The sequence below is a fragment of the Cupriavidus sp. 01L45 genome (assembly GCF_056399885.1).
Window position 1 is genome coordinate 115196 of record NZ_JBFTSG010000018.1, and the last position, 13295, is coordinate 128490.

Consider the following 13295-nt stretch of genomic DNA (forward strand, 5'->3'; position numbering starts at 1 on the left):
CACAGGCATGAGCAACGACTACCAGAACCTGTCATTTGATTACCAGCCGTGCCCCGAGCAACGGCAGGAGCAGGCAGGCAATCCTCACCCCGTCATCGTCGTCGGCGCCGGCCCCATCGGGCTGGCCACCGCGATCGACCTCGCCCAGCATGGCGTGCCGGTCGTGCTGGTGGACGATGACTGCACCCTGTCGAACGGGTCGCGCGCAATCTGCTTCGCCAAGCGCACGCTGGACGTCTTCGACCGGCTCGGCTGCGGCGAGCGCATGGTGGAAAAGGGCGTTTGCTGGAACGTCGGCAAGGTCTTCGTGCGCGACGAGCAGGTCTACACCTTCGACCTGCTGCCGGAAGCCGGCCACCAACGGCCGGCCTTCATCAACCTGCAGCAATACTACGTCGAGGGCTTCCTGCTCGACCGCGCGCGCCAGTTGCCCAACCTTGAGATCCGCTGGAAGCACAAGGTGGTGGGCATCGAGCAGCGCCATGCCGGCACGCCGGATGCAGCCGTGGTGCTGACCGTCGATACGCCGGACGGCCCCTATGCGCTCACCGGCCGCTACGTGGTGGCGGCCGATGGCTCGCGCAGCCCGCTGCGCAACCTGCTCGGCCTGGACAGCAAGGGCCGCACCTTCAAGGATCGCTTCCTGATCGCCGACGTGAAAATGGAAGCCGAATTCCCCACCGAGCGCTGGTTCTGGTTCGATCCGCCCTTCCATCCGAACCAGTCCGTACTGCTGCACCGCCAGCCCGACAACGTCTGGCGCATCGACTTCCAGCTCGGCTGGGATGCCGATCCGGTGCTGGAGAAAACGCCGGAGCGCGTGATTCCGCGCGTGCAGGCACTGCTCGGGCCCGATGCAAAGTTCGAGCTGGAATGGGTCAGCGTCTACACCTTCTCCTGCCTGCGCATGGACAGCTTCCGCCACGGCAACGTGCTGTTTGCCGGCGACTCCGCGCATGGCGTCTCGCCGTTCGGCGCGCGCGGCGCCAACAGCGGCGTGCAGGATGCGGAGAACCTCGCCTGGAAGCTGGCCTTCGTGCTCCAGGGCCAGGCGCCGGACAGCCTGCTCGATACGTATGCGAGCGAGCGCGAGTACGCCGCCGACGAGAACATCCGCAACTCGACGCGCTCCACCGATTTCATCACGCCGAAGAGCGCCGTCAGCAAAGTGTTCCGCGATGCCGTGCTGAACCTGTCGAAGCAGCATGCGTTTGCGCGGCAGCTGGTCAATAGCGGACGGCTCTCCCTGCCGTCGGTATTGCACGACTCGCCGCTCAACACGCCCGACACCGGCGAATTTGCCGGCGGCATGGTGCCGGGCGCGGCCTGCGTGGATGCGCCCGTATCCGGGGAACAAGGCCCGGTCTGGTTGCTGCCGCAACTCGGCGGGCAGTTCACCGCGCTGGTATTCGGCGCGCCCGATGCCGGCGACCTGCGGGCCCTGCAAAGCCTGCGCCAGGGCACGCTGCCGCTCAAGCTGGTCGTGGTCGACGCGGGTGAAGCCTGCACCGGGCAGCCTGGCGTGACGGTACTGCGCGACACCGAGGGCCTGGCCGCACAGCGCTACGACGCGCGGCCCGGCACGCTGTACCTGATCCGCCCGGACCAGCATGTCTGCGCGCGCTGGCGGCAGGCCGACATCGCCGGCGTCGGGCAGGCGTTGGCCCGCGCAACCGGCAACGCGCCGTGCATGCAGGCGGCGGTAAAGGCGCAAGCCCCTGCCTCCGTCGCGGCGTAGGCATTCCGGCGACATCCCGAATCGGAGACAGAGCGATGGCACTCAATACACACCCCAACCTGACGCGCCCCGACGACTTCTACGAAGCCCTGATCGACATGCACCGCGATCTCGACGACGGCCAGAGCCAGGCGGTCAATGCGCAGTTGATCCTGTTGCTCGCGAATCATATCGGCGACCACGGCACGCTGCTCTCGGCCATGCAACTGGCGCGGGCAGGCGCTGTGCAGGACCGCAGCGCGCAAGCCTGACCGCGGCGGGCGCATCCTGCGCCCGCCGCTCCCAACTCGTTGCCCAGGCGCGCAAGACGCCGGCATCCAGGGCGTATCGACGCCCGCGTTCCCGGAGACAATCCATGACTTATCCCTCTGCAGGGGCCATCGCGCCCCAGGCTACTGCCGTGCGCGACGAAGACGCGCTCTATCGAAAGATCTGGCTGCGCATCATCCCCTTCCTGTTTGTCTGTTACGTCATCTCCTTCCTGGACCGCATCAATATCGGCTTTGCCCAGTTGCAGATGAAGCAGGACCTGGGCTTCAGCGATGCGATGTACGGGCTGGGCGCCGCCGTCTTCTACGTTGGCTACGTCCTGTGCGAAGTGCCCAGCAATATGCTGCTGGCCCGCTTCGGCGCGCGCCGCACCTTCACCCGCATCATGCTGCTGTGGGGAGCCGCCTCGGTCGGCATGATGATGGTGTCCACCCCAACGCATTTCTATACGCTGCGCTTCCTGCTCGGCGTATTCGAGGCGGGTTTCTTCCCTGGCATCGTCCTGTATCTCACCTACTGGTTCCCGGCGCGGCGGCGCGCGGCGGTGATGGCCATCTTCTTTGCCGGGGTTGCCGTGGCGGGCGTGCTGGGCGGGCTGATCTCGGGCTGGATCATGCGCGACATGGCAGGCGTGCTCGGCCTCTACGGCTGGAAGTGGATGTTCGCCATCGAAGGCGCGCCCGCCATCATCCTCGGGCTCATCGCCGCGGTCTGCCTGGTCGATGGCCCGCAGCAGGCCAGCTGGCTCACCGACAAGGAAAAAGCCTTCCTCGCCGCGCACAACGGCCCGTCCGGGAGCGCCGCGCATGCGCACTCCTTCAGCGCGCTGATGCAGGCGCTGCGCAATCCGCGCATCTACCTGTTCGCGTTCATCTACTTTTCGCTGACATGCGGCTCGCTCACCCTGAGCTTCTGGATGCCCCTGATGATCCGGGATTTCGGCATTACCGATGTGATGTCCATCAGCCTGTACTCCGTCATCCCGAACGCGATCGGCGCCGTCGGCCTGATCCTGATCGCCCGCAACTCCGACCGGCGCGGCGAGCGGCATCGCCATTTCCTGGCCTGCACGTCGGGTGGCGCGCTGGCACTGGCGCTGCTGACCCTGCATCTGCCCAGCTTCGCGGCAATGCTCGCCTTGCTGTCGGTCGCGGCCGTGCTGATCTTTGCCGCGCTGCCGATCTTCTGGTCGTTGCCGCCCAGCCACCTGCCTGCGCATACGGCGGCCACCGGAATTGCCTTTATCAGCAGCATCGGCATTACGAGCGGTATCGTCAGCCCCTGGGTCATCGGGCAGATCAAGACGCACACCGGCAGCATGGACAATGCGTTGTACCTGCTGGCAGGCTTGCTGGTGGCCAGCGGCGTCGCCATGTGGGCCGGTGTGCCCAGGGGCGAGCCGCGGCACTGATCGCCGGCCGGCGCGGGACAAAAACCAACGCAGGCGTAGCGCCCGGCCGGTCGCCGGGCCTGCCGGGCAGGCCCGGCGACCCATTTTTCAAGCCCTACCTAAATTTGCCAGTTAACATGTCGTTATGAGCGGCGAACTGGCGCTTTCTCTACCATGCACCCGTGCGGGTGCAAATCAGGCGAAATCCAGGCAAATCAAAGTCAACGTCTAGAAAGAGAAAGGGCCTCAATGCTTGCCGGCAGCCACAACAGTTCGCTCGTACTGATCTCGCTGCTTGTCGCGATCCTGGCCTCATACACCGCYCTTGACATGGCAGGGCGCATTGCCACGGCTCAGGGCCGCGCGGCATATTGGTGGCTGGCCGGCGGCGCATGCGCGATGGGAATCGGCATCTGGTCGATGCACTTTATCGCCATGCTGGCATTCCACCTGCCGATCCCGCTCGGATACGACCTGCCGATCACCGGGGTCTCGCTGCTGATCGCCATCGCGTCGTCGGCGCTTGCGCTCTGGCTCGTGGGCCGGGAAACCTTGCCGTGGCGGCGCCTGGCCGGTGGCGCCTTGCTCATCGGCGCGGGCATCGCCGGCATGCACTACACGGGCATGGCCGCGCTGCAGATGTCGCCGGGCATCCGCTACATCCCGTCCTTGTTCATCCTGTCCATCGTGGTCGCGATCCTGGCCTCCGGCGCGGCACTGTGGATCGCATTCAACCTGCGGCGCGAGTCGATCTGGGTGCGGCCCCTGCGCGCGGGTGCGGCGGTGATCATGGGCTTTGCCATCGTCGGGATGCATTACACCGGCATGGCGGCGGCGGAGTTCCCGCTCGGCAGCGTTTGCGGCGCGGCGCGCGACGGGATGGATTCGGGATGGCTGGCAGTGGTGATCATCATCGTCACGCTGGCGGTGCTTGCCATCGCCCTGATCACCTCGGTGCTCGACGTGCGCATGGAGGCCCGCACCGCAATGCTGGCGCTATCGCTGGCTGAGGCCAACCAGGAACTGACCTACCTGGCGCTGCACGACAACCTGACAAAACTGCCCAACCGGGTGCTGCTGGAAGACCGGCTCGACCGGGCGATCCAGGAAGCCGAGCAGAAGACCACCCGCTTCGCCCTGATGTTCATGGACCTGGACGGCTTCAAGGCGGTGAACGACGCCTATGGCCATCCCGTTGGCGACCAGTTGCTGGTCGAAGTTGCGCGGCGCATCGGGGCCGCCGTGGGCGCGCAGGACACCATTGCCAGGCTGGGCGGCGACGAGTTCGTGCTGCTGGCCAGCGTCGGCGAGCCGGCGGACGCGGCAACCCTCGCCGAAAAGGTGTTGACGGTCATTCGCGAACCCTTCCAGGTTGCCGGCCGCGAGTTGCGCGTCTCCACCAGCATCGGCATTGCCATGTACCCCGGCGACGGCACCCTACAGCACGACTTGCTGACCAACGCCGACGCGGCGATGTATCACGCGAAAGCGCTGGGCCGCAATACCATCTGCTTTTTCGAAGCGTCGATGAACGCCAACGTGCACGAGCAGCTGCAACTGGTGCAGGACCTGCGCCTGGCACTGGAGCGTAGGGAGCTGATCCTGCAATACCAGCCCAAGCTCACCGCGCCCAGCGGGCCGGTGGTCGGCGTGGAAGCGCTGGTGCGCTGGGCGCATCCCACCCGCGGCCTGATTGCTCCGGACCAGTTCATTCCCCAGGCCGAAAAGACCGGCCTGATCGTGCCGATGGGGAACTGGGTCCTGGACGAAGCCTGCCGGCAGATGCGGGAGTGGCGCGATGCGGGCCATCCGCATTGGAGCGTGGCAGTCAACCTGTCGGCCCTGCAGTTCCGGCATGCCAGCCTGATCAAGACAGTGCGGGATACCCTGGCGCGGCACGGGCTGGAGCCAGGCTGTCTGACGCTCGAAGTCACCGAATCGACAGCGATGCGCGACGCCGATGCCAGCCTGCAGATCCTAAAGCAGCTTCACGACATGGGCGTGCGCATCTCGATCGACGACTTCGGCACCGGTTATTCCAGCCTGCTTTACCTCAAGCGGCTCCCGGCCAGCGAGCTGAAGATCGATCGCGGCTTTATCCGGGATCTCGCCCGCGATACGGAAGATGCGGCGATCGTCTCGGCCATCGTGGCGCTTGGCCGCACGCTGAACCTGGACATCGTCGCGGAAGGGGTGGAGACGGCCAAGCAGCAGGAATTCCTGACGCGGCTGGGCTGCGATTCGCTACAGGGCTTCCTGCTGGGACGGCCGATGTCGGCGGAGACGCTGATCGCATCGCTCGCCGGCGACGATAAGCTGGCGGACGCCGCGTAGCCGCCAAAGCGCATAACCACATAGAGGCCAGCAGCAAGCCTCAGGCCGCGTTGTGGCTCGTCAGGTACTTGACCAGGCCATCGATGCCGCTGCGCGCCACGATGTCGGCGAACTGCTGCCGGTAGATCTCGATCAGCCAGGCACCGCTCATATTGATGTCGTAGATGGCCCAGCCCGCGGGGCCGCGCTGCAGGCGGTAATCGATCTGCACCTCGTCCCCTTTGTTGATCATGCTGGTCTCCACCACCACGTCATTGCCGCTGGTACGTGGCGGCTTATAGCGGAACTTCAGCGCCTGATCACGCACTTGCGACAGGGACAAGGCGTAGCTGCGTACGAGCAACGTCTCGAACTGCTCGTAAAGTTGCTTTTGCTGCTCAGGCGAGGCGTTACGCCAAGCGTTTCCCACGGCAAGCCGCGTGGTGCGCCGGAAATCGGTATAAGGCAGGAACTGCTTGCGCACCACGGCCGTGATCTTGTCGAGATCGCCGCTGCGGGTGTCGGGATTGGCCTGGATGGTGCCCAGCACGCCTTCGACGGCGGCGCGGACCATGCGGTCCGGCGAGGAGCGGTCGACGCCGGCGGCGGCGGGCGCCGCGTCGGGGCCGGCCGCCGAGGCGCTCCCCGGCACGGCTGCGCCGAGGACAAGCACAGCCAGGACTGCAACGGCTGTGCCACCGGAACTGGCAAGGGCAAGGCGGAAATGGCGATGCATCGCAATGCTCCTCCGCAAGGATTGGCTGGATGCGGCTGCGCCGCATCCATTACCCCATGCTAGTGCTTTGCCCGCAAAAACAAAATGGCGATCACAAATGACGATGACGCCGGGGGCGCGATTACTGCGTCAGGTCCTTAAAGCCCTGCAGCAAGCGATMGATGTCATCCAGCTGGATATTCCCCATCGTGGAAATACGGAACAGCTCCGCCGAGAGCCCGCCCTGCCCCGCGTAAATGACAAAACCGCGTTCCTTCAGGCCATCATGCAACTGCGCGTACGTCAGGCCGGCCGGCAAACGGTAGGCACGCAGCACCACGGAGGACTGCTCCGACGCCCACAGGGCCGGCATGCCCAGGGCCTCCAGCCCGGCGCGCGCGCGTTCCGCCAGCGCCGCATAGCGCGCGTGGCGGGCGCGCCAGCCGCCCTCGTCCGCCAGTTCGCGCAAGGCTTCCACCAGTGCGTAATAGGCATGCACGGAGGGCGTGAACGGCGTATTGCGCTGGTCCTGCAGCCGCGCCAGCCGCCCCAGATCCAGGTAGTAAGTCCGGCTGGCGGCTTGCTCCAGCGCGTTGCGCCGCACAATGACGAAAGACGCGCCGGGCACGCCATGCAGGCATTTGTTGGCCGTGGCCGCCACCGCCGCAATGCTGCCGCCAAAATCGATCGCTTCGGCGCCGAAGCTGCTCACGCCATCGACCAGCAGCCTCACATCGCGCGCGCTGCACAGTGCGTCGAGCGCCTGGAGATCGTTCAGGCGTCCGGTGGTGGTTTCATGGTGGATCACCGCCACGTGGGTGATGGCGCGGTCCGCGTCGAGCGCGACGGCAATGCGGCCAAGGTCGGGAGCCTGCATCCAGTCGTGCGCGACCACCTCGTGGGCGATGCGGTATTGCGTGGCGATCTGCGTAATGCGCTCGCCGTACACGCCGTTCTGCACGATCAGCAGCTTGCCCTGCTCGGGCACCAGCGCGGCGATCATGCTTTCCACCGCCGCCGTGCCGGAACCCGTCATCAGCACCGCGGCCCATTCGGCCGGATCCAGTTCATAGATATCGAGCAGCCGCGCGCGCGCCTCGTCCTGCAGGTCGAAGAACTCGCTTTCGCGATGGCACAGGTCCGGCTGCAACAGGCTCTGGCGCACACGCGCCGACAAGGTCACGGGGCCCGGGTTGAGTAGCAGCATTACTTCTCTCCTTGGTCGGCGCCTTGATCGGCGCCAATATGGCGCGCGAGGCGCGTCTTCACATCGACAGGGGTAATGGTCGGGCGCGGCAGGCCGTCCGGCGTGCCGGCGCGGATCGAAAGCGCCACGAAACGCGGCCCGGCAGCGGGCTCTTGCACCGCGGCAGAGAGTGCCTGGTCGAGCGTGCCGAGCCGATCGCCTTCTACCGCCGAGGCATAGCCGCAAGCGGCCGCCACGCCGGCGAACGAGACGTTGGGCGACACGGTCGCCTGTCCGCCCGTGGAGTCATGGGCGCCGTTGTCGAGCAGCACGTGCGTGAGGTTAGACGGGCCATAGGCGCCGAGCGTGGCGAACACACCCATGCGCATCAGCGCCGCGCCGTCGCCGTCGACGGCCACCACGTTCAGGTCCGGACGCACGAGGGCAAGGCCCAGTGCGAACGGCGTCAGGCAACCCATCGAGCCCACCATGTACAACTGGTTGGCGCGGTCATCCAGCGCGTAGAGTTCGCGTCCGCAGAAGCCGGTCGATGCCAGCACCACGTTCTTGCCGGGGGGCGTATGCGCGATCACGCGCTGCAGGGCTTCGCGGCGCGTGGGCAAGCCGTCCTGCGAAGCGCCCGGCGCTGGCGAAACCGGCGTGCATCTGGGGCGCGGCGCGGGCCGCTCCTGCTGCTTCAACTCATAGGGCGCGACACTGCCCTTCTGCATCACCAGCGCGTACGGACGGCCCGTGGCGTCCATATGCGCCACCGCGCGGTCCAGCGCCGGGCCCACCTCGGCCGCATCGGTCGGGAAGGTTTCCCATGGGATCTCCATGGTGTCGAGCATGGCCGGCGTGACCGGCCCCATCAGCGCGTGCTGCGGCTCATCGGCAACGCCGGGTTGCCCGCGCCAGGTGACGATCAGCAACTGCGGCAGGCGAAAGGTCCAGGTGAGCGAGGTCAGCGGGCTCACCGCGTTGCCCAGGCCGGAGTTCTGCATCATGGTGATGCCGCGCCGCCCACCCTGCGCGCCCAGCGTCACGCCGGCGATCAGTGCCACCGCATCGCCTTCGTTCGCCGCCGATACGTAATGCAGCGACGGATCCTGCAGCACGTAGTTGATAAACGGCGTCAGGTACGAGCACGGCACTCCGGCATACCAGTCGAAGCCGCGCGCGCGCGCGGCTTCGACAAACTGTGCCGCTTCGATCATCGGGCTTCCTCTGCATCCGTGCCGCCAACCGCGAACGGCGTCTGCGTGTGCGCGAAATCGCCGGCGCGGCGGAAGTCGTCGAGATCGTTTACGCCGCGCCAGTGGCCATGCACGTACTTCACTTCGATTTCTTCGCCGGCCGCGACCAGCGCGTTGAGCAGCGCGGGCATGTCCAGCGTGTTGAAATCGTCGCGCGTGCGCAACTCGGCGATCAGCTTTTGCAGACGCTCGCGCCCCTCGCCACGCACGTTCAGCAGACCGATCCAGCGGCCGTGCGGCGCCTGCGCCTGCCCGGCGGCCGGCTCCTGGCCCTTGCTGGACACGTGGCGCAGCAGGACCTTCTGGCCGAACAGGTCGCGGTCGTCCGCCGCGGAGCAATACGCGAAGTCGCGCACGCTCTGGTTCGACTCGGTGGTCAGCGAGGAGTCGACGACGACGCTGAACGGCGCATCGCTCTCCAGCAGGTCGCGCAGGATATAGCTGCGGAACAGCAGGTCGCCGTAGGCGATCACGGTGTCGGTATGCAAGCCATCGGCCGCGCACGCCAGCGAGGCCAGTTCGCCGGTCTGCGCGTACTGCTCGTTGAGCACCAGCTTGATGCCCGCCGTGTCGATGGCCTTGGCCTGGTAGCCGCCGACCACGGTGATATCGTTGATCGACTGCTTCTTGAAGGCATCCACCAGCCAGCGCAGCAGCGGCTTGCCGGCCACCGGCAGCATCACCTTCGGCCGGTCCTCCGTGAGAGGCTCAAGCCCGGTGCCGCGGCTGGCCGCCAGCACCACCGCCGCGCCAGGCGCTTGCGAGCCGGACAGGTACATCTTCTCGGCGGCCGAGTATTCGTCGGCATCCTGCAGGCGGAAGATCTCGTTGACGGAGGCGATGCGGTCTTCGACGTTGACCAGCGTTTCGCTGTCGTGGATTTCCTTGGCCACGGCCTGCATCGACGAGGCCGCCACGCGGATCAGGTGGTTGGCCCAGATCACCACGCTGATGCCGGCCTTGCGGAAGACGTCGGTCGGCGTGCTGTAATACTTGGTCGGCACGATCACCAGCGGGCCACGGCCAGCCCACTCGCGCGCGAACGCCAGGATCTCGTCGGGGCGCGACAGCTTGCTGTGGATCAGGATGGCGTCGGCGCCCGCCTGGCGATAGGCTTCGGCGCGGCGCAGGGCTTCGTCCATGCCCCAGCCGGCGATCAGGGCTTCCACGCGGGCAACGATGGAGAAGTTGTCGTCCGACTGCGAATCCTTGCCGGCCTTGATCTTGCCGCAGAACTCGTCGATCTCGGCGAGCGGCTGGCGCTCTCCATCGATAAAGCTGTTGGTCTTGGGGAACTGCTTGTCCTCGATGCAGACGCCGGCAATGCCGCGCTGCTCGAGTTTGCGCACCAGGCGGCGCACGTTGTTGAAGTTGCCGTAGCCGGTGTCGCCGTCCAGCAGGATCGGCAGGTCGCTGGCATCGGCCATGAATTCCAGCGTATCGACGACCTGGGTCCAGCTGGCCTCGTTGTTGTCGCGTACGCCGTACTGGGCCGAGATGGCCAGGCCGGAACCCCAGATGGCCTTGAAACCGGCTTCGCGCACGATCCGGGCGGACAGCCCGTTGTGCGCTTCCATCATGAATTCCAGCTCGTTGCCAACGATCATCTGGCGCAGGCGTGCAGTGCGCGTGGCAGTCGAGAAAATCGGGTCAATCGCGTTCACTGTGCTACTCCCACAATCGGCTGAAGTTCAGGCAGGACTTCGTCGCGCGCACGCGCGACGTCGTTCGGGAAATCGATCTCGATCCACGGAGCGCCGCTCACATCGGCGATATCGAACACATGGCCGCCTTCGAGCAGCAGGTCGCGCACCGCTTCTTCGTGCGGCATGTTCGAGCGGCCGCTGTCGACATAGCCCTGGACGATCTGCGCCAGGCGGCGCGCGGTCTGCTCCTGGAAGCGGAAGAACCCGACCGATTCGCCAATGGTGTCGTACTCCAGGCCAACCGCGAGCTGCTTGCGCAGCTCCACCGGAATGCCGTTCTTCACGCACAGCTTGACCGGCTCGTCGCCGGCTTCGAAATCGCGGTCGATCAGCAGGCGGTTGGTGGTGTCGCCGGCCACCAGGGCGCTGAGGATGCGCTCGTCGTACAGCACGTCGGCATCCATCAGCAGGACGTCGCCGCCACGCGTAAGCGCATCGGCCACCGTATGCACGGTCAGCACGCTGCCCAGGTCGTAGCGGGAGTTCAGCACGATTTCCGGGTAGGGGTCGCGCCCGAGCCGGTCGAGCTCGGCTTCCACGTGTCCCGGCTGGAAACCCAGCGCCAGCACGATCTCGTCCACACCCGCCGCATCCAGCATGCGCAGATGCCGCTCCAGCAGGGTGACACCGTCAAAGCGCAGCAGGCACTTCGGGAACTGCTCCCCGGGCTGTTGCTGTAGTCGCAGGCCAAGGCCCGCGGCAAGGATGATTGCTCGCATTCGTTCTCCGCACCCATGCAAATTGCATCAATCAATCGGCAGCGCGTGGCCGGCCCGCTGAATCACTGAAACCGCCTGGTGCCTGGCCTGGCTTGCGCACGCGCCGCGGCGCCGCCAGGTCCTTCACCGTCTATTTCAGGGACTCGGCAGGCATGGCCGCACGCCGCCGCTGGAATTTCCGTTCGCTCAAATGTAAATACAGCAGGCCCGGCGCGCCGAGCCCGATCTCGCGGGCGCGCTTGGCCAGCGACAGCGCCAGCGCCGCCTCGGGCGGCAGGCCGACGATGGGGGCCAGCAGCAGGTAGCCGCCTTCCTGCGCCCCCAGCGAGCCGGGAATGGCAAACGCCGCGCCGCGAATGGCCTGCCCGACGCTCTCCAGCAGCAGGGCGTCGAGCCAGCTGACCGGATGCCCCAGGAAATGCAGCGCCAGCCAGACTTCGCCGGTGCCGACCAGCCAGCCGGCCAGGCTCAGCGCGAAGGTGCCCGCCACCTTGCGGCGGTCGCGGTACATGCCATGCACGGCCGCGTCCACGGCATCGGCACGCATCGTCAACCCGGACCAGTCGCGCTTGCCAAACAGCTTCGACAGCACGCGCAGGACCCGGCCGAACAAACCCCGCTTCTGGATGACGTAGAACGCCACGATGCACAGCGCCAGCACAGCCGTGACAATCAGGGTCGGCGTGCGCAGGTCCGAGAGCGCATCCTGCCCGCCGCGCCCGCCGTGTCCACCGTACAAGGTGAACAGCGCCAGGCCGATAAACGCGAACACCATCTGCGCGAGAGCCTGCATGGTGGTACTGACCGTAATGGCGGCGGCGGCGTCGCGCATGCGCGTGCCGCGCTGCGCCAGGTAGCGCACCATCAGCACCGGCCCGCCGATCTGCCCGGCGGGCAGCAGGCTGTTCACGGACTCGCCCGCCCAACGCGCCAGCAGTGCGTTGCACATGGTGCCGCGCCCGGCCCGGCGGTCGAACAAGACGAAGATGGCGCCGGCGTCCAGCGCCAGCGGCAGCAGGTGGAATGCAGCGACCAGCGCCAGGCCCCAGCCTGCGGACATCAGCGTCGACGCGACGGAGCCGAATCCTTGCCAGGCGAGCAGCGCGACAAACAGCGCCGCGCCGATCGACAGCAGGAAGATGGCGGCACGGGTCATGCGCGGGGTTTCTGGCCTGGCGCCAGTCTCTTGAATACCTGCTTGAAGCCAAAATAGGCGATCGCGTCCTTCATATTGGAGATGAAGCGCAGCCACGGGCGCATGCCCGGATCGGTGACGTACTCAAACGTCAGCGACACCCGCATCTCGTTGGCGCCGGCCGGCGTAATGCGGTGGCGCAGCTTGTCGCCGTCGAAGAACACCAGGCCGCCGGGGGTGGTCTGCACCGAACCGGGCTCGTCGGGCACATCCGCATTGCGGGTGTGCAGTTCGTAATCGAGGCGGCAGGAGGATTCTTCGATCACGCCCAGCAGCAGCGTGTAGCGGCGGCCATCGTAATAAGAGGTGTCGTAATGCCAGCCGATGTGATCGCCGGGACGCGTGTAGTAATAGAGCGCGTAGGCATGCGGGTCGGTGTCCGGGGACAGCAGCAGCTTTTCGCCGCACATCTGCTCCAGCCAGCCGATCAGCGCCTTCGACCGATACAGTTCCGCGATAAACGGGGCAAGTTCGTCGATCGTGTGGCGGCTGACGCTGCCGCCCTGCTTGTGGCCGGGCAGGTAGTTGCGGTTGATCTTGGGCACCAGCGCGCGGGCGCTGGCGACCAGTTGCGCGGTGACTTCCGGCGCCAGGAATTCCTCCAGGTGCAGGAAGGCGTCCTGGCGCTCGAAATCGGCGCGCAGCTTCACGTTGTCCAGCATGGCGGTGCGGCTGGCCACTGCGGACTCGGGATCGGGCGTGCCGGTTGGCGTGGCCGGCTTCGGGCGTGGCGAAACCGTCGCGGCGGCCTGGACGGAAGGTGCGTCCAGCGCGATGTCGTTGGTGGCTTGCTCGCTCATCGGGGTT

At 66.5% G+C, this 13295-nt stretch carries 11 protein-coding genes; 4 read left to right on the forward strand and 7 right to left on the reverse strand.

What is annotated here, in order from left to right; translation table 11 throughout:
* Positions 1 to 7: 7 nt before the first annotated feature.
* The 4 genes from AC1DT6_RS14665 (at position 8) to AC1DT6_RS14680 (ending at position 5732) form a co-directional block, all read left to right on the forward strand.
* Positions 8 to 1738 (forward strand): FAD-dependent oxidoreductase, encoded by a 1731-nt coding sequence (locus tag AC1DT6_RS14665; protein WP_441627675.1) that lies wholly within the window; start codon positions 8 to 10, stop codon positions 1736 to 1738.
* Between the two features lie 35 nt (positions 1739 to 1773).
* The gene (locus AC1DT6_RS14670) at positions 1774 to 1989 is read left to right on the forward strand and encodes a DUF2783 domain-containing protein (protein WP_441627677.1); all 216 of its coding nucleotides are present in this window, start codon (positions 1774 to 1776) and stop codon (positions 1987 to 1989) included.
* Between the two features lie 104 nt (positions 1990 to 2093).
* Positions 2094 to 3419: an MFS transporter gene (locus AC1DT6_RS14675; protein WP_441627679.1), complete on the forward strand. Its 1326-nt coding sequence runs from the start codon at positions 2094 to 2096 to the stop codon at positions 3417 to 3419.
* 228 nt (positions 3420 to 3647) lie between these two features.
* Positions 3648 to 5732 (forward strand): putative bifunctional diguanylate cyclase/phosphodiesterase, encoded by a 2085-nt coding sequence (locus AC1DT6_RS14680; RefSeq protein ID WP_441627681.1) that lies wholly within the window; start codon positions 3648 to 3650, stop codon positions 5730 to 5732.
* 40 nt (positions 5733 to 5772) lie between these two features.
* Here AC1DT6_RS14680 and AC1DT6_RS14685 read toward each other — a convergent pair whose 3' ends face one another.
* The 7 genes from AC1DT6_RS14685 to AC1DT6_RS14715 form a co-directional block, all read right to left on the reverse strand.
* Positions 5773 to 6447 (reverse strand): MlaC/ttg2D family ABC transporter substrate-binding protein, encoded by a 675-nt coding sequence (locus AC1DT6_RS14685; protein WP_441627683.1) that lies wholly within the window; start codon positions 6445 to 6447, stop codon positions 5773 to 5775.
* A gap of 121 nt (positions 6448 to 6568) precedes the next feature.
* Positions 6569 to 7633: a 2-aminoethylphosphonate aminotransferase gene (locus tag AC1DT6_RS14690; protein ID WP_477114749.1), complete on the reverse strand. Its 1065-nt coding sequence runs from the start codon at positions 7631 to 7633 to the stop codon at positions 6569 to 6571.
* Entirely contained in the window at positions 7633 to 8829 is a 1197-nt protein-coding gene (gene aepY / locus AC1DT6_RS14695) for a phosphonopyruvate decarboxylase (protein ID WP_477102711.1), read from the reverse strand. The genes AC1DT6_RS14690 and aepY overlap by 1 nt, the downstream gene beginning before the upstream one ends.
* Positions 8826 to 10532 (reverse strand): phosphoenolpyruvate mutase, encoded by a 1707-nt coding sequence (gene aepX, locus AC1DT6_RS14700; RefSeq protein ID WP_441627689.1) that lies wholly within the window; start codon positions 10530 to 10532, stop codon positions 8826 to 8828. Before aepX ends, aepY begins: the two co-directional genes overlap by 4 nt.
* A complete protein-coding gene (locus tag AC1DT6_RS14705; protein WP_441627691.1) occupies positions 10529 to 11293 on the reverse strand; it encodes a phosphocholine cytidylyltransferase family protein in 765 nt (254 codons plus the stop codon). Before AC1DT6_RS14705 ends, aepX begins: the two co-directional genes overlap by 4 nt.
* 130 nt (positions 11294 to 11423) lie before the next feature.
* Entirely contained in the window at positions 11424 to 12449 is a 1026-nt protein-coding gene (locus tag AC1DT6_RS14710; RefSeq protein ID WP_441627693.1) for a flippase-like domain-containing protein, read from the reverse strand.
* On the reverse strand, positions 12446 to 13288 hold the full coding sequence (locus AC1DT6_RS14715) for a HalD/BesD family halogenase (protein WP_441627695.1): 843 nt from the start codon (positions 13286 to 13288) through the stop codon (positions 12446 to 12448). The genes AC1DT6_RS14710 and AC1DT6_RS14715 overlap by 4 nt, the downstream gene beginning before the upstream one ends.
* Between the last annotated feature and the right edge of the window lie 7 nt (positions 13289 to 13295).